Consider the following 25,878-nt stretch of genomic DNA (forward strand, 5'->3'; position numbering starts at 1 on the left):
GGGACGGAGCCGGACCGGCCTCCTGGAGCAGCTGCTCGTCGGACTCCGCGACCTGTGACGCCCGCACCCCTACGGGTGTCACAGGTCGCCGACGACTTGAAGAGGGCGACCGCGGCCGGGGCGGCCGAAGGCGGCTCGCGCCCGGCGGGGGCCCGCCGACGAGGGCTCGGCACGCCCCTTTGCCCCCTGCTGTGGACGGGGGCGTCCGGGCCCGGGGGATGCCCCGGACCCGGACGGGCGGCGGAGCCGCTCGGTCACCCCGCGTAGGTCTCGTACTCGGCGATTCGCGGCGTGCCGGTCGAGCCGGTGATCTCGAACGTGATCTTGTGCAGCGAGGTCCGGGGGAAGGTGATGACGCCCGCTCCGCTGCCGGAGGCCAGGACGGCGCCGGTGTCGGCGTCGAGGAGCCTCCAGGAGCCGATGCCGCCCGTGGAACCCGGCGCCTCCCGGACGTCGACCCGCGACACCGTGGTGGCGGAACCCCACTTGATCGAGACGGAACCGGTCGGGCCGGCCGGCGACCAGTGGGTGTTCATGTCACCGTCCCGCACGTTGCCGTAGCTGGTTCCGTCGGCCTTTCCGGAGCCGTCGGAGCCGGCCCCGATGCTGAGATTGGTCCCGACGGGCTGGCTCGGCGTGGGTGTGGGAGTGGTCGGGGTCGGGGCGGGGGTGGTCGGCGTCGGGGCCGGGGTCTGCGGCGAGCAGCTGCCGTCCGACACCTTGAGCCCTTTGCCGGCGCCCGCCGTCTGGCTCACGACGCTCGGCACGCAGCCGGCGGCGTCGAGGCTGTAGGAGTAGGGGATGCCGACGGTGGTGTTGGACTTCGGGTCGGGACCGGCCGGGTTGTTCTCGCTGCCGGGGGCGGACCAGGTCACGTTGTCGAAGACGTTGCCGCCGACCTGCCAGTAGCCCGCCGCGTCGGTGTAGAAGGTGCCCAGGACGTCCTTGGAGTCCTCGAAGTAGTTGTTGTCCACCTTGGCGCGGGCTCCGGCCCGGGAGTTGATGCCCGACTCGTTGAGGCTCCTGTAGTGGTTGTTGTAGATGTGGGCGACGCCGCCGCGCAGCAGGGGCGTACGGGAGTCGATGTTCTCGTACAGGTTGTGGTGGAAGGTGATGTAGCCGTTCGAGAGGTCGCTCTCGCTGGAACCGACGAGGCCGCCGCGGCCGGAGTTGCGCAGGACGCTGTAGGACAGGGTCACGTACTGCGTGTTGTTCTTCATGTCGAAGAGGCCGTCGTAGCCCTCCGACTCCCCGCCCGACGCCTCCAGGGTGACGTGGTCGACCCACACGTTGCGGACGTTGCTCTCCATGCCGATGGCGTCACCGCCGTTGGACGTGGGGGAGCCCGACTTCTTGACGTTCCGGACCGTCACGTTCTGGATGACGATGTTGCGGGAGTCGCGGATGTGGATGCCCAGCTGGTCGAAGACGGCTCCGCTGCCGACCCCGACGATCGTGACGTTGCTGATCTGCTTGAGCTCGATCACGCCGTCGGCGGTGCTGCAACTGCCGCCGGACACCTTGGCGGTGTTGCCGTGGTTGATCGTCCCCTCGACCTGGATGGTGATCGGGGTGCTGCTGCTGGCCCGGTTGCACAGGGCCGCGTGGATCGCGGTTCCCGTGGTGGCCCGTACCGTCTGCCCGCCCGCACCGCCGGTGGTCCCGCCGTTCTGGGTCGCGTAGCCGGTGGCGCCGCCGGCGGCCGCCGACGCCTCGGGTGTCGACAAAGTCACGCCGGCCGCGGCCGCCAGGGCCAGTGTGGCCAGCCCCGCAGAGAGTCGCAGCGCTAATGGTCGTCTCATCCTCGCCTGTCCTTTCGCCTTCGCGTCGTGGGTGTCGGTGTTCCGTTCCGGGGTCGTTCCGCCGGGCCGCGAGGCGGTCGGCCTGCCGCCGGCCAGGTCGCCGGCCGGCCCTGGCGCGGTGCCCTTCCCGCCGCTGCCCGGGTCGGCGGTCACGGTGCGGCCGGATCTCGGGGAACGCCGGTGCGGGCCGGTCACGGGGTCGTCGTGAGCGCGGTGCGACGCGTCCTCGTCGTGCCGCTCCCGTTCGTCCCCCGGCGCGTCGGCCTCCTGGGTGAAGCCCTCGCGCCGGAGCCGGTGGCCACGGGTGCGGCACCGGCGCGGAGGGTGCCGCGACGGGCGCCCCCACCGGGCTCCTCATACATGGGGGAAAGCGCTTTCCATTCGCGAGGATAGGGCGGCGGTCGAGGGGCTGACAAGACTTGTGCGCCACTGCCGACAGCGCTTCGCCGCCTCGTCGGCGGCCGTCATCCGGGATCACGGGGATCACCTGAATCACCGGGATCACCAGAGTCACCGGGATCACCAGAGTCACCGGGATCACCGGGATCACCGGGATCACCGGGATCACCGGCTCCGGCGGAGGGAGCCGGGCAGGGTGCCGCCGGGCGGTCCGGCGCGAGCGTGAGGGCCGGCCGCCGGCGCGCTCACTGCGGAGTGCGGTTCCGGCCCCGAGCCGCGGCGGTCCGGCACACGACCCGGCGCCCACACGCGTGCTCGCCCTGGCGGAACCGCGTGGTTCCGCCAGGGCGAGCCGGGCTCCCATGGGCCCCCGTGGGCTCCCGTGCGGCCTGCGGGGCAGGGGCGCCGCCCCGGTCACCGGCGACCGTCGGCCGGTGGTTCCGCACGGCCGGGCCGTGGGAGGCGGCACGGGAGCGGGGAGCCGGACAGGAGGCGTGGATCAGCGGGTGAAGGTGACCCGGTGCTCCTTCAGGGAACCGCAGTTGGAGCCGGAGATCTGCACGTACACGTTGTCGATGCTGCCGCCCCAGTCCACGCAGTGGCCCTTGCCGTAGGCGTAGGCCGGCCCCGCGTACGAGGTGTACGACCCGTAGTCCTGGTCCGCCTGGTCGGTCTCGGGGACGTAGATCCAGGTGGACATGTCCACGGCGGTGCCGGGAGTGCTGCGGATGGTCGTGACGCAGTTCCTGCCGTTGGCGGAGTTGTACGTCAGGTAGACGGTGCCGAGCGTGCCGACGGGCGCCGAGTTCACGGTCTGGTAGCCGCTTCCGCAGACCTTCTGCGGGGTGGTGCCGGGTGCGGCGGAGGCGGGCGCCGCCAGGGCGGTCGTGGCCCCGACCGACAGGGCCGCTAACGCGCCGGCCGCCAGGGCGGAACGTGTGAATCGCATATTTCCCCCTTGTGGGTCTTGGAGCTGGTTGCTCCTGCCTGGTGTGACCCGCGGGGCATCCGAATGGTTGTGCCCCGCCCGCGGAAGACGACGGATCCGCAGGAGCGGCCGCGCGGGGAAGCCCGCCGGAACGCTTGGAGCGGACTGATCGGCTTTCCTCACCCCGCCCGCTGCCCGCTGCCCGCTGCCCGCTGCCCGCTGCCTGGTGCCCGGTGGCCGAGTGGCCGGGGCGACATCCGAAGCCTCGTGGTGTGCGGAAGGGGCAGGAGGAGTCGTTGCGGCCGAAGAGTTAAGCTGGGGGGCTGTTGGCGTCTGGCAGTAGTGCGCCTGTGACTGTCACGCCCGCGGATGCCTTCGGACCGGGGCCCTGTGAAGAAACGGAGTGCACCGGTGGTGCGAATGGAACTCGGAGCCGCAGTGTCCACGGCGCGGGAGATCGCCGAGGAGGTCCTCGCCGCGGAGGCCGCGGCGGTGGACGAGGAGCACCGCTGGCCGGACAAGGGCATCGCCGCACTGCGGTCCCGGCTGGGCGGGTTGGTGGTGCCGGAGCAGGCCGGGGGGATGGGGCACGGGCTGCTGGCGGTGGCGCAGGTCGGTGAGGCGACGGGGCGGGCGTGCGCCTCGACGTCGATCTGCTTCGGGATGCACCTGGTGGGTTCGGCGGTGATCGCGGCGAAGGCCAGCCCCCGGCAGCAGAAGCACTACCTGGAGCCGATCGCGGCCGGTGAGCACCTGACGACGCTGGCCCTCTCGGAGCCGGGGACGGGAGGCGAGTTCTGGCTGCCGCAGACCCGCATGGAGCGTGCCGGGGAGGACCGGCTCCGGCTGACCGGTGCGAAGAGCTTCGTCACCAACGCCGGCCACGCGGACTCCTACGTCCTGTCCACCCTGGCCGCCGGACCGGGAACGCCGCCGGGGCAGTTCTCCTGCACCGTGGTCGACGCCGCCGTGCCGGGGCTGGAGTGGGGGCCGCGGTGGCAGGGCTTCGGCATGCGCGGCAACGCCTCGCGCGGGCTGGAGCTGCACGGGGTGGAGATCCCCGACTGGTGCCTGCTGGGGGAGGAGGGCGACGAGATCTGGTACGTCTTCAACGTCGTCGCCCCGTACTTCCTGATGGCCATGGCCGGCACCTACCTCGGAGTGGCGGCGGCGGCACTGGAGGAGACCCGCGCCTTCCTGCTGCGACGCAAGCAGGCGCGCACGGGACGGTCCGTCGCGAGCCAGCCGGTCGTCCAGCACCGCCTGGGCGCGATGTGGGCGCGGGTGGAGCGCACCAGGCGGCTGATCTACCACGCGGCGACCGAGGCGGAGTTCGGCGGACCGGAGGCCCTGCTGGGTCTCGCCTCGGCCAAGGCCGAGGTCGCCGACGCCACCGAGGCCACCGTCAACGACGCCCTGACCCTGGTGGGAGGCGTCGGCTACGGCGAGCGCTCACCCCTGCACCGCATGCTGCGCGACGCCCGCGCCGCACACGTGATGTCCCCGGGAACCGACCTGTTGCGGGTGTGGACCGGCAGGGCCCTGCTCGACGAACCCCTGCTGGAAGGCTGACCGGGGTGAGCCACGGTCTGCCCCTGCTGCTGCTGGTCGGCCTCCCCCGGGAGACGGCCGGTGCCATCACGGCCGAGCTGGCCGCGACGGCCGAGATCGTCGAGAGCTCCGCCGAGGACGCCCCGCGTCACACGGCCGGCACCCGCGGCCGGCGAAGGCCCACGGTGGTGGTCCTCGGGGCGACGGTCACGGCACCGGTCGGCCTCGTGCACTCCCTGCGGCCGCACGCCGAGGACGTGGTGGTCGCCGTGACGACCACCACGGCCACGGACGGCGAGCTCGCCGTGCTCCCCCTGCTCTTCTCCGCCGACGTCGTCCGCCGCATGCCGCAGGGGGAGGAGCGGGTGCCCGACGTGGTCGGCGACCTGCTGCGGCGGCTGACCCACCGGCGCACCCACGCCCAGGCGCAGGCCGTGGCCCAGCAGCGACTGACCTCGGGTACCTCGATCGACCGGCAGCTGGGGGAGCGGCTGCTGGGGCAGTTCCTCTCCCAGGCCCCGATCGGTGTGCTCATGCTGGACGGCGACGCGCTGATCGCCTGGAACCGCCGGGCCGCCGACGTCCTGGAACTGACCGAGCCGGACTCGGTGCGCCGGCCGGTGACCGAGATGTTCGCCGAGGACCAGCGCACCGCGCTGCGCCGCCATCTGGCCGCCTCGAGGCGGCGCCGGGACTCCGAGCCCGACGCGGTCTTCGAACGGGTCCGGGCCGACGGCACCTCCCAGGCCCTGCGCATCGCCGCCCAGCAGGTCCTGGACACCCAGGGCCGCAGCCGCACCCTGGTCCTCGCCGAGGACGTCACCGACCGCCTGCACGCCCAGCGCAAGCTCGCCGAACGCACCAGCCACGCCCTGCTCACCGCCGAGGTCGCCGCCGCCATGACGGCCCCGGGGCCCCTGGACGAACGTCTGCGCAGGTGCGTGCGGGCCGCCACCGACCGTCTGGGCGCCGATCGCGTCTGCATCTGGACCCTGGACGCCCGCGGCGAGTTCGCGCACACCATATGCGCCGCCGACGACACCGAGTCCGCTGATCCTTCCCCCTGCCGGACGGCTCAGCGCGCCCTGGTGGCACAGGTCGTCGCGGAACGCCGTCCGCATCTGGACGTACCGCCCCGCCCGGACCCGCGCACCTCCCCCGGCGCGAGCGGCCGCGGTTCCTTCGCCGGCTACCCCCTCATCTCCGGCGGGGAGCTGATCGGCGTCCTGTCGCTGACCACCCGCCTGGCTCTGCCCGCGTCCACCCAGAGCACCCTGGAGAACATCGCCGACCAGATAGCCGTCGGCACACGGCAGGACCGGCTGCTGCACCGCCTGACCGACACGACCCGGGCCCTCGAACGCCCCCTCCTGCCGCCACGCCTGCCCGACCTGCCCGGCTTCGAACTCGCGGCCCGCTACGCGCCGTTCAGTCAGGGGCTCCACATCGGCGGCGACTTCTACGACGCCTTCACCGCGCCCGACGGCCGGCACGTCCTGGTCCTGGGGGACGTCTGCGGCAAAGGCCCCGACGCGGCCGCCATCACCGGACTGGTGCGCCACACCCTGTGGGCCGCCGCCCAGCACACCAGCGACCCCCGCCACGTCCTCGGCCTGGTCAACAACGCCCTGCGCCGCCAGGGCACCCCCTTCTGCACCCTCGTCTACGTCGTGATCGACCCCGCTCACACCCCCGCCCGTCTCCAGGTCACCTGCGCCGGCCATCCCGCGCCGCTCCTGTGCCGGGCCGACGGCGACGCCGCGCCGCTGAAGGTGCGCGGGCCCCTGCTGGGCGTGCTGGACGCGCCGCATCACCCGGTCACCGAGGTGGAACTCCTGCCCGGCGACACCCTGGTGCTCTACACCGACGGCTTCACCGAAGGAGCCGGCGCCGAGGACCTTCGTGAGCCGGAGGACCTCGCCGCCATCGCCGCCTCCCGGCCGTCGGCCGCCGCGGCGGGCCGCGCCGAGAGCATCGCCGCGGGCCTGCTGGACGACGCCCACCGCTGGTGGGGCGAGCGGCTGCGCGACGACCTCGCCGTACTCGCCCTCACGGCGAGGGCCGCACGGGAAACCGCGGGGGATCCGGTGGACGCGGCGCGCGTCCCCGGCCGGGAGTGAGGCCGCCGCCCGCACCGGCCGTCCCCGCGATGCGCCGGAGCCCTCCCGCACGGGGAGGGCTCCGGCGCCGGACGGGACCGGCCGGGGACGGGCCGCGCCCCGGCGGGGCGGAACGACCCGGACCCGCCGGGGCGCCTCGGCGGCGAGGAGACCCGACGGGACCGGCCGGACCTGCCGATCAGGTGCGGTAGGCGTAGTACGCGGCGTCCGGGTACGACGCGATGATGCTCGCCACCGACCGGCGGTAGGTGTTGGTGGAGTGGTACGTCAGGTACGGCACGCCCTGCGGGCTGCGGTACGTGACGATCATCGTGTGGTCCTTGGAGCCGTCCTTGTCGAAGTCCACCTGGAGCACGTCGCCGACGTCCATCTGGTAGACGTTGGCGAGGCTGGTGACGCGCTTGGAGTTCAGCGCGAACCAGGACCACTCGTTGACGCCGATGAACGAGTGCGACTGGATGTCGGCGGTGCCGAACCACTTGGTGTAGTCGTACACGTAGCCGGGCACGTGCTTCCAGCCGCCCGCCTTCAGGGACTGGCTGACGAAGTTGGTGCAGTCGCCGCCCGCGCCCTGCCCGTTGAAGTCCGGGTAGGCCGGGTTGTAGGCGCTCCAGTGCTTCTCCGCGTAGGCGGCCATCGCCTTGTAGTCGTAGCCGCCGGCGGTGAGGTCCTTCGGGGCGGACGGCGCGGGCCGGGTGACGGCCGCGCGCGGGGCCGACGGCATGGTGTCGTCGGCGGTGGTGGTGGCGGCGACCATCGGCTTGGCGGGCTGGTTGACCGCGAGCTGGCTCTCGTCGGTCCCGCGGATGCCGGTCAGCCGCCAGTCGCCGCGCCGGTCGGCCCGGAAGGTCAGCTCGTGGTGCGCCTGGAAGCCCGTCGTCCTCGGCTCGTCGCCGCGGACCTTCTCGTACGTCAGCGTCGTGGTCTCGGTGACCGCGACGACGGCCTTGCGGCCGCTGACACGGGTGCGGTCCAGGGTGACGGAGGTGCTGGCCGCGCTGTACTTCTCGCCGAGCCGCGCGAGCCGGTCCTTGCGGTCGCCGAGCTTGTCCAGGGCGCTGTCCTCGGTGCGGGCGGTCCCGGAGGAGAGCGCGACCTCACCGGAGAAACCGTCGGTCAGCGGCTTCTTCCCCTTGCCCGGCTCGTCGACCAGGGAGTTGGTGCGGTCGGTGAAGACCGCGTCGGCCAGCCGCTGGAACGTGGCCTTCGTCCTGGCGTCCACCTCGGGCTCGGCCGTGGTGGACGCGCCGGCGCTCCAGCTGGGCAGCAGCGCCGCGCCCGCGACGACCGAGGCGGCGGCCGCCGTGAGTATCGTCACGCGACGTCGCGTGCGACTCGATTTCCTTGACTTCACTGAAGTTTCCCCTCTTGCCCCGGCGGAGGGATGCCGGGACAAGCGGAATCTTTGCATGCCGTATGCGGCCGGTGTGCAGGGGGCCGCGCCTTGCGCCGCACGGGAGTTGGCGGGCCGTGACCGCCGCCGGACGCCGCCCGGCGGCGGTCACTGCACGATGGCGGACCAGTCCGGGGACTGCGCCGGGTCCAGACTGCGCAGCCGCTCCAGCGTGGCCGGCTTCTGGGCGTCCATCCAGTCGGCGAGCTCCTTGAAGGACACGCACTTGACGTCCTTCTTGGTGCACACGTTCTTGATGACCTCGTCGACGGCCTTCATGTAGATGCCGCCGTTCCACTCCTCGAAGTGGTTGCCGACGAACATCGGAGCGCGGCTGCCGTAGTAGACGCGGTTGAATCCGGCCATGTAGGTGTCGACGGTCTCCTGCTGCCACTCCGGGTACTTGGCCGGGTCGCCCTCGGTCTCGCCGTCGGACTGGTTGTAGAGGAAGTTGAAGTCCATGGACAGGCCCTGGTACTTGCCGCCCTCGTAGGGGAGCATCTGGAGCGGGAAGTCCCAGATGCCGTTCTTCTTCGTCGGCCAGATCTGGAAGTCGCCGGCGGAGCTGGCGTCGTAGCGCCAGCCGTAGCTCTTGGCCGCCTTCAGCAGGTTGGCCTGGCCCTCCAGGCAGGGGGCGCGGCCGCCGGCGACCTCCTTCTTGACGTCGAAGGGCAGCGGGTCGATGTCGGTGTAGCCCGTGTTGGACTTCCAGTTCTCCACGAACCGGTAGAACTGGTCGATCTCGCTCTTCCACTCCGCGACGCTCCAGTCGCCGCCGCCCTTCGCACCGCAGAAGTGGCCGTTGAAGTGGGTGCCGATCTCGTTGCCGTCCTTCCAGGCACCGGCGAGCTGCTCCAGGGTGGTGCGGATGTGCTCGTCGGTGGGGAAGCTGATCGCCGCGGTGCCCCTGGGGTGCTGCGGCGGGGAGTAGAGGTCCTTCTTGCTCTTGGGCAGCAGGTAGATGCCCGTGAGGAAGAAGGTCATGTGGGCGTTGTACTCCTTGGCCATCTCCCGGTAGTGGGAGAAGAGCCGGTCGTCGCCCTGGAGGGCGCCGTCCCAGGAGAAGACCACGAACTGGGGCGGCTTCTCGCCGGGCTTGAGCGGCCTGGGCTCCAACTGGTTCTTCTGCGGGCCGGTGTAGGAGGTCGAGCCGTCGCCGAGCACCTTGATCTTGCCGTCCCACTCCGGTTCCCCGCTCGCCCGCGAGGTCGGCCGCCGTGATCCGTCCTTGGCGGACGAGGTCGAGGTGGTGTCCTCGGTGCCGGAGAGCGCCAGGTAGCCGGCGACGAGGGAGGCGACGACGAGGAACGCCGCCAGGGTGAGGAACCCCGGACGGGCGGCGGGACGGTGTGGTGCGCGGGCCTTGCGGCGGCGGCCCGACGGCTGTTTCATCTGCGGCTCAATCTCTCGGGGACAGGGGCTGGGCGATGCCGGTCGCGCCGGTGGTCAGCCGAGCGGACTCATGGCACGTGACCAGATGCCGTACGGGACGCTGTCGGTGGCCGTGCCGCCCAGGCCCTTGAGCGGCAGGGGTTCCAGGCTCTTGCTCAGGTCGATGCGGTAGACGACGACCGCGGTGGAGACCTTCTTGGCGGTGCCGACGTACCAGGCGGCGGTGTCGTCCCGGGTCGTGCCCGCCTTCCCGGCGACCCCGGCGGAGGCGGGCGCGGCGTCCGGGTGGGCGGTGCGGAAGGCGTCGGTGAGGGCGGAGTGGACCTCGCGGGCGGTGTCGACGCCCACCGCGCGGCGGGTGGGCGGCGCGTCGAGGGCGACCTTGTGGCCGTTGCGGGTGATCCTCCGCACCGAGTAGGGCTCGGTGTGCACGCCGTCGGCGGCGAAGGTGGCGTAGCCGCTGGCCATGCGGATGGCGCTGGGCGTGGAGCTGCCGGTGGACAGGGCGGGCACCCGGGCGCCGATGCTGGAGGGCAGCAGGCCGGCGGCCACGGCGGTGGCGCGCACCTTCTCCAGCCCGGTGTCCATGCCGAGCTGCATGAACGGGGTGTTGACGGACAGGGCGAGCGCCCGGTGCAGGGAGATCTGCCCGTAGGACTTGCCGCCGTCGTTGCGCGCGGAGACCTTGCGGCCGCTGCGGTCCCAGTACGGGCCTTCGGGCGTGGTGACGGGCACGCCGTCGTCGCCGTTGTAGAGGGTCTCCCCGGTCACCGGCGTGGGCTCTCCGTCGCGGGTCTTGCGCACACCGTGCTCCAGTCCGGCGGCGTAGACGAACGGCAGGAACGCCGAGCCGGCGGGCACGGTGGTCGCGTTGGACTCGTTGTAGCCCTGCGTACGGTGGTCGGGGCCGCCGTAGACGGCGAGGATCCGGCCGTCGGCGGCGATGGAGGCGGCGCCGTAGTGGGCGGCCTCGGCGGCCTTCGGATCGTCCTTGCGGGCCTGCTTGCGGGCCTTGGTGACGGCGTCGGTGAGCTGGGCCTCGCGGTCCTTGTCGAAGGTCGTGTAGATCTGGTAGCCGCCGAGGTCGAACTCCTTGGCGGAGATGTGCGCGTTCTTCTTGACGTACTGGGTGGCGAGTTCCACCAGGTAGTCGCTCTGCTCGCCGGTGTCGTACAGCGGGTTGCTCTTCAGCGGCTCGGGGAACTTCCGGTACTTGGCGCGCTCCTGCGCCGACAGCTTGCCGATCGACACCATCCGGTCGAGGGTCCACGACCAGCGCTCCACGGCCCGCTCGCGGTTGGCCTTGCCCAGGTGGGGGTCGAACAGGCCGGCGCCCTTGAGCAGGGAGGCGAGGAAGGCGGCCTCGCTGGCGTTGAGCTCGCTGACGTCCTTGCCGTAGTAGGCCTGGGCGGCGCGCTGGATGCCGTAGGTGCCGCGACCGAACCAGCTGGTGTTGAGGTAGCTCTCCAGGATCTCGTCCTTGCTCATCTTGTTGTCGAGCTTGAGGGCGATCATCGCTTCGGTGAACTTGCGGCTGACCGTCTGGTCCTGGCTGAGGTAGACGTTCTTGACGTACTGCTGGGTGATGGTCGAGCCGCCCTGGGTGTCGCCCCGGCCGAGGGTGCGGAACAGGGCGCGGGTGATGCCCTTGAAGGAGATGCCGGGGTCGTTGTAGAAGCTCTCGTTCTCGGCGGCGAGCACCGCCCAGCGGACGTCCTCGGGGATCTCGTCCAGCGGCATCGCCTGCCGCTGGACCCAGCCGGTGCGGGCCATCGGGGTGCCGTCGGCCCAGAAGTACACGTTGTCCTGCTGGGTGGCGTAGGTGTTGAGGTCGTCCGGGATGTCGGTGGCGGCGTAGGCGACCGCCAGGAAGAGGCCGCTCAGGCCGAGGGAGGCGAGGAATCCGCCGAGGGTCTGCCGCCAGGAGGGGATCCAGCGGCGCCACCCGGTGCGGCCCGGCCGGGGGTAGTGCGGGCGCAGCCGGCGGACGTAGGGGCCGAGGAAGGCGACGACGGAGCCGAGCACGGGGGCCAGCCGGGGGCCGAGGGTCGCGGTGAGGCGGGCGGCGGGGGAGGGGCGGGGGGCTTTGCGGCGGCGACGGGAGGACGTGCCGGACATGTCGGATGCGGCGGAGGGGGTGCCGGGCGTCTCGGACGCACCGTCAGTGGCGGATATGCCGGAAGCGTCGGGTATGCCGGATCCGGCGGGTATGCCGCCCTCGGGTATGCGAAGCTGCATGGTCTCGTCCGCGGCCGGCCGCGGCGGCGGGACCTTCAACTGCATGGTGGCGTCCGGCTCCGGGGGCACCTCGTCGCCACCCTGATCCCGTCCCCCCTGTCCTGCCTGGGTCACGACCGTGTCTCCCTCCGTACTCCGTACCGCTCGCTCCGCACTCCGTATTGCTCGCGCAGGCAAACCGTACAGACGTACGAGGGTTTGGTATTGGTTGCCACAGCGGCGACCGCAAACCCTGAATCCTCCCCCCGGACCACACGGGGCATCGCGGCGCTCTCAAATTACCAGCGCCCTTCGCAATGTCTCCACACGGCGATCGGGCGGAACAGGTCACACCTGGAACCGCGAAAGCCTCAGCTGAACGCGGTGCCGCCCGGTGCCGCGGGGGCCCGGCCGGGTTCGTCGCGGGGCCCGGGACGGCGGCCCCTGCCAGGAGCGCGACGGCTCCGGCACGCGCCCGTCGGCGCCGGTACGTCCCGGTGGCCGCCCGTCCGTTTCGCCGTACCGTGGCCGGATTCCGTTCACCCGGCACGGCAACCGGCGTGCGGCGGACGGCTGGAGCGGGCGGTCCGGGGCGAAGCCGCGGGGGCCAGGTGGACTGGCCCGGGCGGGCCGTTTAGGCTGCCTGGGCTCCCCTGCCTGCGGGAGCGCGCAGAGGGGGCGAGGGATACGGCCGATGCCGCGCCGGGACGTGTCGTGCGGACGGCGGCCGGGCGTACGAGGGTGAGGGGAGCGGGTGCCATGGCGGAGGAGGCGTGCCGTGACGGTCTGCCGCGCACGCCGCGTCCGGTGAGCGCCGCGCGGCTCGGCCGTGCCGCGCACCGGCGCGCTGTCCCGGTGCGGGGGGCGTCCCGCGTGCCGCCGTCCCGTCCCGCGTGTCCGTCCGGCGTACCGGTGCCGGTCGCCGCGGACGGCGTACCGGTTCCCCGCCCTGCCGTCGGCGCCCCGTTCGCCGTTCGTCCCCGCGCCGGAGCTGCCGTATGACCGCGGCGCAGGAACGGCTCGACGGCGGCGAGGAGCGGCTCGACGGCGGCGAGGAGCGGTTCGGTGACGGCCCGTCGGGCGTCCACCGCCTGCGCCGCCGCCTGGAGCGGCTGATCGGCGTGGCCGCGACCGAGGGGAACGAACTCGTCGCGTTGCGCAACGGCGACGAGATCTTCCCGGCCATGCTCGGCGCGATCAGGGCCGCCGAGCACACGATCGACATGATGACGTTCGTGTACTGGCGCGGTCAGATCGCCCGTGACTTCGCCGCGGCCCTCTCCGAGCGGGCGCGCGCCGGGGTACGGGTGCGGCTGCTGCTGGACGGGTTCGGCTCCAGCAGGATAGAGCGGGACCTGCTGGACCTCATGGACGCCGCCGGCGTGCAGGTCGCCTGGTTCCGCAAGCCGCTGTGGCTGTCGCCCCTCAAGCAGAACCACCGCTGCCACCGCAAGGCGCTGATCGTGGACGAGCACACGGCGTTCACGGGCGGTGTCGGCATCGCCGAGGAGTGGTGCGGTGACGCCCGCAACCCGCGCGAGTGGCGTGACACCCACGTCCGGGTCCGGGGGCCCGCCGTGGACGGCATCGCCGCGGCCTTCGCCCAGAACTGGGCCGAGTGCCACGACGAGCTGTACGACGAGCGCGACCGTTTCCTGGAGCACGCCCAGCCCGGCACCTCGGTCGTCCAGGTCGTGCGCGGGTCGGCCAGCTTCGGCTGGCAGGACATGCAGACCCTGATCCGGGTGATGCTGACCTCCGCCGAACGGCGTTTCCGCCTGGCCACCGCCTACTTCGCCCCGGACGCCTACTTCATCGACCTGCTGTGCGCCACCGCGCGCCGGGGGGTGACGGTCGAGATCCTGCTGCCCGGACCGCACACCGACCAGCGCGCCTGCCAGCTGGCCGGCCAGTACCACTACACGCGCCTGCTGGACGCGGGCGTGTCGATCCGCCAGTACCAGCCGACCATGATGCACGCCAAGATCATCACGGTGGACGGCGTGGCCTCGCTGATCGGTTCGACCAACTTCAACCGGCGCTCGATGGACCACGACGAGGAGGTCATGCTCGCGGTGCTGGACGAGAACTTCACCGCGGGGCTGGACCGGGACTTCGACGCGGACCTGCGGCGCAGCGTGGCCATCGACCGGGACCGCTGGAAGCGGCGTGCCGTGCTGCAGCGGCTGCGGGAGGCGGCTGTCGTTCCGCTGCGGCGGTTCCTGTAGCGCGGCGGGCGCACGGCCAATCCTCCGTGCACCCTCGTGCGCCACGCCGGCCGGCGGGGGTTCAGGCCGCTGCGGCGGGCAGCCACAGGTCCGGGCCGAAGACCTCGTAGCGGATGCGCCGTGCCGGGACCCCGGCACGCAGCAGTCGTCCGCGTACGTCGCGCATGAACGGCAGCGGCCCGCACAGGAACACCGTGGCGTCCTCGGGGAGTTCCACTCCGCGCAGGTCCATCAGGCCGGTGCGGGCGTCGGGTTCGTCCGCCCCGGGGCGCTCGTACCAGAAGACGGCGCGGGCGTCCGGGAGCCGGCCGAGGAGGCGCCGGGTCTCCGTGCGCAGGGCGTGGTGACCGGGGGAGCGGTCGGCGTGCAGGACCAGCACGGGGCGGGCCGAGCCGGTGGCCGCGAGGTGGGCCAGCATGCCCGTCATGGGTGTGCAGCCGATGCCGGCCGAGACCAGTACGACGGGGACCGCGGCGTCGGCCGGGTCGTCGAGGACGACGTCCCCGAAGGGCGCGGAGAGGGTCAGCTCGTCGCCCTCGTGGATCTCGTCGTGCAGGACGGCGGAGACCTCGCCGTCCGGGGCGCCGGCCGTGCCGGCCACCCGCTTGACCGTGATCCGCCGCAGGTCCTCGCCGGGGTCGGAGGACAGGCTGTACTGGCGCACCTGGTGGACTCCGTCGGCCATGCGGACGCGCACGCTCACGTACTGGCCCGCGCGCGCCCGCGGCGCCGGGCCGCCGTCGGCCGGACGCAGCACGAAGGACACCACCTCCGGGGCCTCGGGGCGGCGCTCGACCACCGTCCACCGCCGCCAGATCCGGCCCGGCCGCACGCCCGCGTCCTGGTAGAGACGTGCCTCCCGGGCGATGAGGGCGCCGGCCATCAGCCAGTAGACCTCGTCCCAGGCGGCGGCCACCTCCGGGGTGACCGCGTCGCCGAGGACCTCGGCTATCGCGCCGAACAGGTACTTGTGCACGATCGTGTACTGGTCGTCGGTGACCCCGACGGCGGCGTGCTTGTGCGCGATCCGCGCCAGCAGCGTGTCCGGACGCTCGTCGGGAGCGTCCAGCAGCGCGGTCGCGAACGCGGCGATCGACCCGGCCAGCGCGCGCCGCTGGGCCCCACTGGCCTGGTTGCCGCGGTTGAACATGCCGTCGAGGAGTTCCGGCCGGTCGCGGAACATCGTTCCGTAGAAGCGCGTCGTGATCTCGTCGAGCGCTCCCGCCACGGCGGGGAGGGTGGCGCGTACGACGGCGGCGGACTCTGCGGACAGCATGGGGCCTCCCGGACGGGAAAGGGGCGAGAGCGCCGCGTCGAGGGGGCGGCGGGTCTCCTGTCTAGCAGACACGCCGCCGTGTTCCGGCGCCGTTCTGCCGCCCTTGCGCCGGGCCGGGACCATCGGCCCGCGGACTCGGGACCATCGGGCCGGCGAACCGGCGTGATCCGGGGCCGGACGGCGCCGGGAACACCCACCCGGCCGGCCCCGCCTGCGGCCGTCGGCACGGACGCCCGCCGGGTGGCGGGCACCACCGGGCCGCTGCGCCCGGCCCCGGCCCCGGCCCCGATTCCGGCTCCGGCACGCGGCCACGCCCGCCGGACGGGCGGCCGGACCGGCCGGCGCCCGCCGTGCGACGCCCCGCACCCGTCCGCCCTCGGGCCCGGACACCCCAGGGCGCCGGGAACCGGGGACCATCGGCCCTGGCCTTCAGTCCCCCGGCGGGGAAGGATCTCCCCCGGGACCCGAAGAGGACATCACGAGGAGTGACCGATGGAGGACGGCGAGCAGACCGGCACCGGAGGGCCCATCCGGGTCTTCCTCCTGGACGACCACGAGGTCGTCCGGCGGGGCGTGCACGATCTGCTGGACGACGAGCCGGACATCACGGTGGTCGGCGAGGCCGCCACCGTCGGGCAGGCGCTGGCGCGCGTCCCCGCGCTGCGCCCCGACGTGGCGGTCCTCGACGTCCGCCTGCCCGACGGGGACGGCGTCACCGTCTGCCGTGAGCTGCGCTCGGGCATGCCCGGCCTGGCCTGTCTGATGCTGACCTCGTTCGACGACGAGGAGGCCCTGCTGGACTCGATCATGGCGGGTGCGTCCGGGTACGTGCTGAAGCAGATCCAGGGCTCGGACCTGGTCTCGGCGGTGCGCACCGTGGCCCGTGGCCAGTCGCTGCTGGACCCGAGCGCCACGGCCAGGCTGATGGCCAGGCTGCGGGGAGGCCCGCAGCGGCAGGAGCCGGACGCCCTGCCGGGCCTGACCGAGCGGGAGCGGGAGATCCTGGCCCTGATCGGCGAGGGCCTGACCAACCGGCAGATCGGCCGGCGGCTGTACCTCGCGGAGAAGACGGTGAAGAACCACATCTCCCGGCTGCTGGCGAAGCTGGGCGTGGAGCGCCGCGTCCAGGCCGCGGTCATCGCCACCCAGGCCCGGGACCGGCTGCGCGGCGAGGGGCGCTGACGCGCGCAGGCGTACGGGCGCCCCCCGTTCCGGCCCCTCCCTTCCGGCCCCGCGCGGTACGCCGCCGCGAGGCCGCCGCGCCTTCGACCTGCCGGGCGTGCCCCTGGTGGCAGGGGTGGTCCCCCGTGCCCTGCTCACGCGCCGACCGCTACCGTGGCAGACGAGCGGACGGCGGTCGGCTCCGCGCAGGACGGTGGGAGGAACACGTTGCCAGGCTCCGAGGACGCCCGGAAGGCCCGGCTGAAGCTGCCCCAGCTCAGGCTGGACGAGCTGCTGGAGGAGCTGCAGGCCCGCGTGGACGCGGCCCGGGGGACCCGGGACCGGGTGCACAGCCTGCTGGAAGCGGTGCTGTCGGTCGGCCGGGAACTCCACCTGGAGCAGGCGCTGTACAGCATCGTGGAGGCAGCGACGGCACTGGTGGACGCGGAGTACGGCGCGCTCGGTGTGATCGGCCCGGACGGCAGGCGGCTGTCGGCCTTCTACACGGTCGGCGTCGACGAGGAGCAGATCGCCCGCATCGGGAACTACCCGGAGGGCCACGGCATCCTGGGCGAGCTGATCCGCCACCCCGAGCCCCTGCGGCTGCCGAAGCTCTCCCGGCACCCGGCCTCCTACGGCTTCCCGCCGCACCACCCCCCGATGAACACGTTCCTGGGCGTCCCCATCAGGGTCCGGGACCAGGTCTTCGGCAACCTGTACCTGACCGAGAAGCGCAACGGGGCCGAATTCGACGAGGAGGACGAGTCGGTCCTGTCCACCCTCGCCGTGGCCGCCGGCGTCGCCATCGACAACGCCCGCCTGTACGAGGAGTCCCGGCTGCGTGAGCGGTGGCTGCGGGCGACCGCGGAGATCACCCGCAGTCTGATGTCCGGCGGCGACCAGGGGGAGGTCCTGCGGCTGATCGCCGAGCGGGCGCGGGAGATCACCGGCGCCGAGCTCGCCGTGGTCGCGGTGCCGATGGAGGACACCGACGCGCTCACCGTGGAACTGGCCATCGGCCGGCACGCGCAGGCGCACCGCGGGCTGGTGCTGCCCGTCGGGGGCAGCCTCACCGGGCGGGCCTTCGCCGGCGCGGCACCGGTGACCAGTCCGGACGTCTCCCAGGACGACCGGGTCTCGGCCGGCCCGCCGCGTTTCGCCGGCCTGGGCCCGGCCGTGGCGGTCCCCGTGGGGACGGGGGACGGCGTACGCGGTGTCGTCCTGCTGGTGCGCGAGGCGGGGGCGAGCGAGTTCGCCGAGAAGGAGATGGAGCCGCTGTGGGGCTTCGCCGCGCAGGCCGCGGTCGCCATGGAGCTCGCCGAACGCCGCAGGGACGCCGAGCAGATCGCCGTCCTGGAGGACCGCGACCGGATCGCCCGGGACCTGCACGACCTGGCCATCCAGCGGTTGTTCGCCACCGGCATGACCCTGCAGAGCGCGGGCCGCCTCATCGACCACGCACAGGCCTCGGAACGCGTCCTGCGGGCCGTGGACGACCTCGACGAGACCATCAAGATCATTCGATCGACGATCTTCGGCCTGCGCACGCGCGACGGCGACGCCGCCCCCGGTCTGCGGGCCCGGGCCGTGCGCGTGGTCGGCGAGGCCGCGCCCGTCCTGGGCTTCGCGCCCGGCGTGCGCATGGAGGGACTGCTCGACACCCACGTCCCGAAGGAGACCGCCGACCACGTCGTGGCCGTGCTGTCCGAGTCCCTGACCAACATCGCCCGCCACGCGCACGCCGACCGCGCCGAGGTGGTGCTGGAGACCGACGGCAACGAGGTGCGCCTGACGGTCGCCGACAACGGGGTGGGCGTACCCGCGGGGGGCCGTCGCAGCGGCCTCGCCAACATGGCGGAGCGGGCGAGGAAGCTCGGCGGGGACATGGAACTCGGCGACCGGGACGGCGGCGGGACGCGACTGGTGTGGCACGCCCCGGTGCGGGAAGCGGTGGGTCCGCCCGGGAGGTGAGCACGGCGGGGTGGCGGAGGCGGCGGCCCCCGGGCCGCGCGGCGGTTCGCCGGCGCGGGCCTCGGGGAGGGGCCGTCCGGGCACCGGCCCGGTCCTCGCGGCCCATTGGTGCGGGACCCGGTGCGGCGTGATCCTGGAGGGGCGGGCCCAGAGCGGACCCATCGAGGGAAACGGCACCGTCATGCACGCTCATCTGGGCGATCTGCTGATCGTCGAAAGCCCGGCCACCGGAACCGCCCGGCGCGACGGAGAGATCGTCGGGCTGCACCACGACGACGGAACACCCCCGTACGACGTGCGGTGGTCGGACACCGGCCAGGTCACGCTCGTGTTCCCCGGCCCGGACGCACACGTCCGGCACCTTCACCACGAGGGGACGGCGCCGGGCGGGGCGGCGGACCCCGACGCGGCGGTCCTGGCCGCGACGGGCCCTCGGGGCGCCGCGGCGCAGCCGGGGGACGTGGGGCGACGCGTGGCGGCCGCGCGCCGCCGGCAGGGCCTCAGCCGGGAGGAAACGGCCCGCCGCGCCCACATGGCGCCGGAGTACCTCGCCTACCTCGAGGAGCATCCGTCCGACCCCGGTCTGGGCACCCTGCTGCGGCTGGCCGACGCGCTCGGCACCCGGCTCGCCGAACTCCAGGGCGCGGACCGGGACCTGCCACCCGGGCAGGGACACGCCCTCCTCCGTCCCCGCCTTCGGGAACTCGGCCGGGAGGAGTGCCGCACCCTGCTGTCCACGCACGGCGTGGGGCGCGTGTCGCTGACGACCGCCGAGGGCCCGGCCGTGCTCCCGGTCAACTACGACCTGGTCGACGACGCCCTCGTCTTCCGCACCTCGCCCGACGCCGCCCCCGCCGCGGCCGTCGGCACCGAGGTCGCCTTCGAGGTGGACCACATCGACGAGGCCATGAGCCAGGGCTGGAGCGTGCTGGTGGTCGGCCCGGCCCGCGCCGTCACGGACCCCGACGAGGTGCGCCGCCTCGACGAGCGGGCCCACACCGGCCCCTGGGCGGGGGGCGGACGCACGCTGTGGGTGGCGATCCGGCCCCTGCGCGTGACGGGGCGCCGCATCACGCCGGCGGACCGGTGAGCGGATGCTCCGTCGCCCGGTTCCCGGGCTCGGCCCGGTCCCCGGGCGGACGGCCCCGGCCGGCCGGCGGGACCCCGGCTCTCCCGTGTGGCCGCGGCGCCCCGCGGCGGGCAGTTCCGTGTCCGCCCAGGGGCGCCCTCGAACCACCCGTCCTCCGGAACCTCGCGGGCCGTGCGCCGTGACGAGGCCGGCCGGGGCCGGATCCGGGACGGAGGACCACCCGGGGGCGGCCGGGCCGGACCCTCCGGTGCCCGGGGGAGACGGGTCCCCGGGGCCCTCGTCCTGCGCCGGGGTGCCTACGCCTATCTGGCCGGCGGCGCTCCCGCGCCCGGCTGTGCCAGGTGGGTGGTGAGCCAGTCGGAGGCCAGGTCCGCGACGGTGTCCAGGCCGCCGGGCGGGCGTTCGTGGATCAGGCGGGGCGGCGGCCTGCCGGTGTGCCGCCCGTCGCGGTGCCCGCGCGGTCCAGGGCGTCCGCCAGCCGCGGGTACAGCTCGAAGGCGTCGGCCAGGCCGGTGAGCCGCAGCAGGCGCCGGAACCCGGCGCTGTCGGTGACCAGCCGCAGCCGGCCGTGCCGGGCCTCGGCCCGGTTGCGCGCCCGGCACAGCACGCGCAGCCCGGCGCAGTCGATGAAGGACACCGGGCGCAGGTCCACCACCAGGTCGGGGCCCGGAGCGGCGGTCAGGGCGTCGAACCGCGCGCGGAGCGCGGGCTCGGTGAGGATGTCGATCTCGCCGTGCAGCGCCAGGACGGTCGTGCCTCCGACGGTGCGTTCGGTATGGCTCGGCGGGGTTCCCGTGTGCGTGTGCGCCATGGGTAGAGCCAAGACCAGGCGCCGCACCGCGCGGAAGGGCCGGGCGGCCCCGTACGCGCGCCGGCCCGGGGCCGTTCGGCCCCATGGGACGGCGCGGGCCGGGCGGGCGCACGCGCAGCGGCCGGCCGGCGCCGCCTTCCGGGACCTCCTCACGGCGTGCCGCGCGTCGCCCCGAGCGCGCGTCCGGTGACCATCTCGGACGCGATCCGCACGAACACCGCGTGCCGCGGGGGCGGCCAGGAAGCGGGACCGGCCCGCGAGAGCCGGTCGTGCTCGGCGGGATCGGTCACCACGGCGGCTCTTCCGGTGACGACCACGCTCCAGCCGGACCTCGTCGCCGCATCGAGCTCGTCCGCCTCGAAGGCGACCACCACGCCGTCGACGGCGCGTGCGAGATCCGAGTCCGGCGAGGTGCGCAGCAGGACGGAGGCGTCCGTGTCCACGAAGAAGTCGACGGGGAGGACGGCGGGCAGTGCCTGCCGGGTGTAGACGACGCGGCCGACCGGCACCCTGGCGAGCAGGCGCAGGCACTCCGGCCGGTCGAGTGCGCGGGAGGCGTCGTTCTGGAACACCGGTCCATCGTCGCCGCGGTCGTCGTGCGGGGGTAGGGCCGACCGGCCCTACCCCCGCACGACGCGAGGGGGGCGGTACACGGGGCCGCGAGGAGGAACGGCCGGCCCGAAGACCCGCGGGACCGTCCGCGCGTCGGGGCCTGCGCCTTCGGTGGGCCGTCCGGGCCGGGCGGCCGCGTGGCACCCCGAAATCGCGAGCGTGCGGGCGTCAGTCACTTCGACGGCCCGTGGTCTCGCCCGGAAGCCGGCCCGGCGACCGGTACGGACGTCACCCGTCGTGGCCGCGGCGGCGGTTCCCGCCGTACTCGCAACTCTCTTGCTCTTGCAAGTAATATGCAACAAGCTATGCGGGTCCTTACCGCCCTTACCGGATGCGGAGCCCGTCGTGCCTCACCTGTTGCCGGACACCGGACCCCAGCGCGTCCTGGCCGCCTCGAACTTCGTCTGCACCGTCGGCAGCGGCCTCTACCTGACCGCGGGCGTCCTCTACTTCACCCAGGCGGTCCACCTCCCGGCCGGCCAGGTGGGACTGGGGCTGGGCATCGCCGGATTCGTCTCGCTGGCCCTGGGCATCGCCGTCGGCCGCCTCGCGGACGAACACGGAGCCCGCGGTGTCTATGCGACCACCCTGGTCGTCCAGGCGCTGGCCACCGCCTGTTTCGTACTGGCGGACAGCTTCTGGCCGTTCGTCCTCGCGGTCTGCGCGGCCACCGGGGCGAAGGCGGCCGGAGTGGCGGCACGCAGTCCCCTCATCAGGCACCACGGGGGCGAGCGGCCGCAGGAGTTCCGCGCCTGTCTGCGGGCCGGGACCAACCTCGGCGTCTCCCTCGGCGCCCTGCTGGCCGGCTGGGCCGTCCAGGTCGGCACCCACACCGCCTACCACCTCATGGTCATCGGCAACGCCGTCGCCCTCGCCGCCTCGGCGGCGCTCCTGGTCCTCCTGGCGCCCGTGGCACCCGCCCCCTCCGCCCCGGGCCCCCGCTGGAGCGCCCTGCGGGACCGCCCCTACCTCCTGCTCACCGCCCTCGACGGGATCATGGCCATCCAGTTCAAGGTGCTCACGGTCGCTGTTCCGCTCTGGCTGGTCGCGCGGACCACCGCACCCCACTGGATGGTGTCGGCCACCATGTTCACCAGCACCGTCATCGTCGTCGCGTTCCAGGTCCGGGCCAGCCGCGGCATCGGCTCCCCCGCAGCCGGCGGGAGGGCCTACCGCCGGGCGGGCGCGGCCTTCCTCGTCTCCTGCGCACTGATCCCGCTGTCCGCGGGGGCACCGGTCCGGGCGGCCGTCTGCCTGCTCATGACCGCCGTGGTGATCCATACGGTCGGCGAGCTGTGGCACGCCGCCGCGGGCTTCGAGGTGTCCTTCGCACTCGCCCCCCGGCACGCGACGGGCCAGTACCTGGGTGTGTTCGGCCTGGGCGCCGGCCTGGCGGAGACCGCCGGCCCGTCCCTGCTCATCGGGCTCTGCATCACCTGGGGCCGCCCGGGGTGGTACGTCGTCGGGGCACTGTTCGCCCTGACCGGCCTGGCGGCGCCCCCTGCCGTCCGCCGGGCACAGCACCACCGGAGCACCCGGCCGGCACCCCTCCCGGCCGCGGGGAGCGCGCCCGCCGCCTGAACCGCCCGCCGAGCCGGGCCGAGGACGACCGGATCGCCCCGGCTCGGCGACGGGCCGGCGTGTTCCCCGGCCGCGGGGCCGGGAGGCGCGTCGTCCGGCTGCGCGAAGGCGGGGACGCGGGCCGCCGCCGGCCGGGCCGGGCGCCCGCGACGCGGTGGTGCCCCGGTGGCCGGTGTTTCCGGGCCACCGGAGCGAGGGGGGACCGGGAACCGCCCGGTCTCAGGAGGAGGGGACCTCGTCCACGAAGGACGTGCCGGCGCTGCGGTACGCGGCCACCTTCGCGGCCACCTGGGCCGGGGTGAGGACCCGGTCCTTGACGTGCAGGACGTAGTCGACCCGCTGGTCGTAGGCGCGCGGTGCCGTCGAGGTCTGACCGGCGAGATCGATCAGCCACTGGTTGAAGTTGATCGACATCGGCCGCTCGGGCAGGTACCGGGCGTCGTGGGTGCCGAAGAGCTGCCCGTCGACGTAGTAGGTGATGGCGCTGTCGTCGATGGTCACGACGAGGTCGTGCCAGCCGGCGAAGCTCCGCCGGCTCTCGCTGTGCTGGTTGACGGCCTGCCAGGGGTCGGGGTTGTACGTCTCCCAGGAGGTCGTGTACAGGATGTTGGACGGCTCGCCCCAGCCCCCGTTGGGCAGGTACTCGAAGTCGTACTCGGCGTAGTCGTCGGCCATCGGGGCCTTGAGGTCGTTGATGGTGAAGAAGGTCTGGACGACGCGGTCGCCGTCGGGACCCGACTTCGGGGCGTCGGAGAACTTGACGCGGGCGGCGTAGGTGCCGTTCCTGAACTTCATGTCCTTGGTGAGGACTTCCGTGTGCCTGGTGGACTCGCCCGTGCCCGCGGTGGAGGTCTCCAGGTTCATCACCCTGCTGCCGCCCTCGGTGGTGAAGGTGACCTTGGACGGGTCCCAGGTCGCCCCGGGGACGCCGGGGCCGCCGGAGTTGGAGCGGACGTTCCAGCCGTGCGCGGAGAGGGCGGGGTCGGTGTGGGACGTGTAGGTGAAGTCGTCGAACAGGGTCTGGCCGCCACCGGGCGGGTCCGTGGGATCGGTCGGGTCCGTGGGGTCGTTGCCGGCGGGCGCGGTGCCCCAGACGGTGGTCCCGGCGAGCTGGGCGGTGACCTTGTTCCAGTCCGCGTACGAGGTCTGGGCGCCGCCGAAGGAGTAGTCGTCGCTCTGGTCCAGCGTCTGCCAGGTGGACTGGTGGAACCGCAGCTGGATGTCTCCGGTGTCGCCGCCGGGTGCCAGCGTCCCGGCGGACGAGGTGAAGCCGATCTCCAGGTAGCGGTCGGCGGTGGCGGTGGGACTGCTCAGCGTGCCGAAGGTGCCGGTGACGGCGGAACACCCCCGGACCGCCCAGGAGCAGGCGAAGCGGTAGGCGGCACCCGGCGCGTCGGCCTTGAAGTAGTAGCGGATCCTCACCTGGCTGAGCTGGACCGGGGCGGAGCCGGTGTTGCGGACCTTGAACCAGGGCTCGCTCTGGTCGGCGGTGGCGCCGCCGGCGCCGGTGCGGTACTGCACCACCAGGCCGCCGTCGGCGGCGGAGGCGGTGACGGTGGGGAGGGCGGCCAGGGCGGCGCTGCCCAGCAGGGCCGACAGGGCCAGGGCCGAGCGGGCGCGAAGGCCGGTCGGACGAGTACTCATCCGCGTGGGTCCTTTCCGATCGAGGGGAGCTCCCGCTTGCCGCGGGAGAGTCGTGGGGGGTGAGCCGGCATGGACAGGGACGGGGTGGTGGCCGGGGCGGGCGGCGCGGCCTCACACGGCGGTGCGGGCCGGCGGACGCGGCGGGGCGGCGTGCGGGACGCCCAGCGCGTCCAGGCGGAGCCGGTGCCCGGCCAGCCGGGCACGGAAGTCCCGCCAGTCGGCCGTCGGGTGCCACACCCGCTCGGCGAGCGCGCACAGGCGGGGGAAGGAGAGGTACTCGATGTGTTCGGGTGTGGTGACGAACTCCGTCCACAGCTGGCCCTGCGCGCCGAGGATCCGTGCCCGCAGCCGCGGATCGGACTCCGCGGGGGTGAGGTCCAGCCCGTACACCGTGGGCAGGTCGACGACCGGGCCGGGCTGGGCGGGAGGCTCCAGCGGGCCGCGGCCGCGCGCGTAGTCGAGGTAGGTGGTGCGGTGGTCGGCGTGGACGACGTCCTGACCGCGGCGGGCGGCCGCCCAGGCGTGTGCCGGCTCGCGCCAGCTCATCACCGTGCATTCCACCGGCAGCGTGACACCGGTCTCGGCCCAGGCCACCGGCCGGCGGCCGGCCCGCAGGACGTGGTCGGCGATGCGCGCCAGGAACCAGCCGTGCAGTTCGCGGGGCCCGCCCAGTCCTTCGCGGGAGGCGCGGGCGCGTGCGGCCGGACTGTTCTCCCACTCCGCGGTGGGACATTCGTCGCCGCCGATGTGCAGGTACGGGGACGGGAAGACGTCCATCACCTCGTCCAGGACCGTGCGGAAGAAGTCCAGGACGTTCTCGCCCACGCCGAGCACGTTCTCGCACACGCCCCACCGCGTCCACACGTCCAGGCGCCGCCCGGGGTCGTTGCCCAGTTCCGGGTGGGCGGCCAGGGCGGCCCGGACGTGCCCGGGCATGCCGATCTCCGGCAACACGGTCACCCCGCGGTCGGCCGCGTAGACGACGAGACCGGCGAGCTCGGCGCGGGTGTAGGACCCGCCGTGCGGCCGGCCGTCGAAGCGGTCGCTCCCCGCGGGACCCGCCATCGACTCGGCGCGCCATCCGCCGACCTCGGTCAGCCGGGGGTAGGCGGCCACCGGCATCCGCCAGCCCTGGTCGTCGGTGAGATGGAGCTGGAGCACGTTGAGTTTGTGCAGGGCCAGCAGGTCGACATAGCGGCGCAGGTAGGACGCCGGCTGGAAGTGGCGGGCGACGTCGAGCATGGCGCCGCGCCAGGTGTGCCGCGGCACGTCCGTGATGTCCACCGCGGGCAGCTCCCAGCGGACGGTGCGCTGGGGCCGGCCGGACAGGACCTGGTGGGGGAGGAGCTGACGGATCGTCTGGACGCCGCGCAGCAGTCCTGCCGGGCGGGCCGCGCGCAGCAGCACGCCGTGGGCGTCGACGGTCAGGCCGTACCCCTCCTCGCCGAGGCCGGACGCGGCGTCCAGGACGAGCACGACGGTGCCGTCGTCGGCGTGCTCCAGGCGGAGCCCGGTGGCCGGGGCGAGGTACGAGCGCAGCAGGGCGGCGGCCGGCTCGGTGCCGGGGGTGACCCGCAGCCGGGTGGTGGCGTCGAGACGGAAGCGGCCGGGGCGAAGGCGCAGTTCGCGGGGGCGGGGTATCAGCGCGGATTCGGGACGTGGCAGGTCCACGGGCGGTCTCCGGGGTCGGCGGGACGAGGGG

17 protein-coding genes are annotated in these 25,878 nt (G+C 73.7%); 7 read left to right on the top strand and 10 right to left on the bottom strand.

Features of this window, described 5'->3' with window-relative positions:
* Window positions 1-254 precede the first annotated feature (254 nt).
* Together AB0L29_RS24545 and AB0L29_RS24550 are read right to left on the bottom strand one after the other, a co-directional pair.
* Window positions 255-1,802 (bottom strand): pectate lyase, encoded by a 1,548-nt coding sequence (locus AB0L29_RS24545; protein ID WP_365829906.1) that lies wholly within the window; start codon window positions 1,800-1,802, stop codon window positions 255-257.
* An 898-nt stretch (window positions 1,803-2,700) separates the two neighbouring features.
* Window positions 2,701-3,150 carry a spore-associated protein gene (locus tag AB0L29_RS24550; RefSeq protein WP_365829907.1) on the bottom strand — a complete coding sequence of 150 codons (450 nt, stop codon included), beginning with the start codon at window positions 3,148-3,150 and terminating at the stop codon, window positions 2,701-2,703.
* Between the two features lie 417 nt (window positions 3,151-3,567).
* On the opposite strand from AB0L29_RS24550, the gene AB0L29_RS24555 reads away from it, so the two are divergent.
* Together AB0L29_RS24555 and AB0L29_RS24560 are read left to right on the top strand one after the other, a co-directional pair.
* The gene (locus AB0L29_RS24555) at window positions 3,568-4,701 is read left to right on the top strand and encodes an acyl-CoA dehydrogenase family protein (RefSeq protein WP_365829908.1); all 1,134 of its coding nucleotides are present in this window, start codon (window positions 3,568-3,570) and stop codon (window positions 4,699-4,701) included.
* Between the two features lie 5 nt (window positions 4,702-4,706).
* Window positions 4,707-6,800: a SpoIIE family protein phosphatase gene (locus AB0L29_RS24560; RefSeq protein WP_365829909.1), complete on the top strand. Its 2,094-nt coding sequence runs from the start codon at window positions 4,707-4,709 to the stop codon at window positions 6,798-6,800.
* Window positions 6,801-6,978: 178 nt separating this feature from the next.
* Here AB0L29_RS24560 and AB0L29_RS24565 read toward each other — a convergent pair whose 3' ends face one another.
* The 3 genes from AB0L29_RS24565 to AB0L29_RS24575 form a co-directional block, all read right to left on the bottom strand.
* Entirely contained in the window at window positions 6,979-8,154 is a 1,176-nt protein-coding gene (locus AB0L29_RS24565) for an amidase domain-containing protein (RefSeq protein ID WP_365829910.1), read from the bottom strand.
* 147 nt (window positions 8,155-8,301) lie between these two features.
* Window positions 8,302-9,585, bottom strand: coding sequence for a hypothetical protein (locus AB0L29_RS24570; protein ID WP_365829911.1), 1,284 nt, complete (start codon window positions 9,583-9,585; stop codon window positions 8,302-8,304).
* 54 nt (window positions 9,586-9,639) lie between these two features.
* Entirely contained in the window at window positions 9,640-11,868 is a 2,229-nt protein-coding gene (locus AB0L29_RS24575; RefSeq protein ID WP_365829948.1) for a transglycosylase domain-containing protein, read from the bottom strand.
* 932 nt (window positions 11,869-12,800) lie between these two features.
* On the opposite strand from AB0L29_RS24575, the gene AB0L29_RS24580 reads away from it, so the two are divergent.
* The gene (locus AB0L29_RS24580; protein WP_365829912.1) at window positions 12,801-14,030 is read left to right on the top strand and encodes a phospholipase D-like domain-containing protein; all 1,230 of its coding nucleotides are present in this window, start codon (window positions 12,801-12,803) and stop codon (window positions 14,028-14,030) included.
* 61 nt (window positions 14,031-14,091) lie between these two features.
* Here the strand turns inward: AB0L29_RS24580 and AB0L29_RS24585 are convergent, their stop codons facing one another.
* The gene (locus tag AB0L29_RS24585) at window positions 14,092-15,306 is read right to left on the bottom strand and encodes a globin domain-containing protein (RefSeq protein WP_365829913.1); all 1,215 of its coding nucleotides are present in this window, start codon (window positions 15,304-15,306) and stop codon (window positions 14,092-14,094) included.
* A 492-nt stretch (window positions 15,307-15,798) separates the two neighbouring features.
* Here AB0L29_RS24585 and AB0L29_RS24590 point away from each other — a divergent pair, with 492 nt between their 5' ends.
* The 3 genes from AB0L29_RS24590 to AB0L29_RS24600 all read left to right on the top strand — a co-directional run bounded on the left by AB0L29_RS24590 (window position 15,799) and on the right by AB0L29_RS24600 (window position 19,528).
* Window positions 15,799-16,488, top strand: a complete 690-nt coding sequence (locus tag AB0L29_RS24590; protein ID WP_365829914.1) for a response regulator transcription factor — start codon at window positions 15,799-15,801, stop codon at window positions 16,486-16,488.
* Between the two features lie 207 nt (window positions 16,489-16,695).
* Window positions 16,696-18,438 carry a GAF domain-containing sensor histidine kinase gene (locus AB0L29_RS24595; protein ID WP_365829915.1) on the top strand — a complete coding sequence of 581 codons (1,743 nt, stop codon included), beginning with the start codon at window positions 16,696-16,698 and terminating at the stop codon, window positions 18,436-18,438.
* Between the two features lie 181 nt (window positions 18,439-18,619).
* On the top strand, window positions 18,620-19,528 hold the full coding sequence (locus AB0L29_RS24600) for a pyridoxamine 5'-phosphate oxidase family protein (protein WP_365829916.1): 909 nt from the start codon (window positions 18,620-18,622) through the stop codon (window positions 19,526-19,528).
* Window positions 19,529-19,937: 409 nt separating this feature from the next.
* On the opposite strand, the gene AB0L29_RS24605 is transcribed toward AB0L29_RS24600, so the two are convergent.
* Both AB0L29_RS24605 and AB0L29_RS24610 read right to left on the bottom strand, forming a co-directional pair.
* Window positions 19,938-20,339, bottom strand: coding sequence for an STAS domain-containing protein (locus tag AB0L29_RS24605; protein ID WP_365829917.1), 402 nt, complete (start codon window positions 20,337-20,339; stop codon window positions 19,938-19,940).
* 149 nt (window positions 20,340-20,488) lie between these two features.
* On the bottom strand, window positions 20,489-20,911 hold the full coding sequence (locus tag AB0L29_RS24610) for a pyridoxamine 5'-phosphate oxidase family protein (protein ID WP_365829918.1): 423 nt from the start codon (window positions 20,909-20,911) through the stop codon (window positions 20,489-20,491).
* Window positions 20,912-21,296: 385 nt separating this feature from the next.
* On the opposite strand from AB0L29_RS24610, the gene AB0L29_RS24615 reads away from it, so the two are divergent.
* Window positions 21,297-22,532, top strand: a complete 1,236-nt coding sequence (locus AB0L29_RS24615; protein ID WP_365829919.1) for an MFS transporter — start codon at window positions 21,297-21,299, stop codon at window positions 22,530-22,532.
* Between the two features lie 219 nt (window positions 22,533-22,751).
* On the opposite strand, the gene AB0L29_RS24620 is transcribed toward AB0L29_RS24615, so the two are convergent.
* Both AB0L29_RS24620 and AB0L29_RS24625 read right to left on the bottom strand, forming a co-directional pair.
* The gene (locus AB0L29_RS24620; RefSeq protein WP_365829920.1) at window positions 22,752-24,176 is read right to left on the bottom strand and encodes a cellulose binding domain-containing protein; all 1,425 of its coding nucleotides are present in this window, start codon (window positions 24,174-24,176) and stop codon (window positions 22,752-22,754) included.
* Between the two features lie 111 nt (window positions 24,177-24,287).
* Complete coding sequence (locus AB0L29_RS24625; protein WP_365829921.1) at window positions 24,288-25,847, bottom strand: beta-N-acetylhexosaminidase; 1,560 nt, start codon at window positions 25,845-25,847, stop codon at window positions 24,288-24,290.
* Window positions 25,848-25,878 lie beyond the last annotated feature (31 nt).

It is taken from the genome of Streptomyces sp. NPDC052701 (assembly GCF_040678355.1).
Taxonomy (GTDB): domain Bacteria; phylum Actinomycetota; class Actinomycetes; order Streptomycetales; family Streptomycetaceae; genus Streptomyces.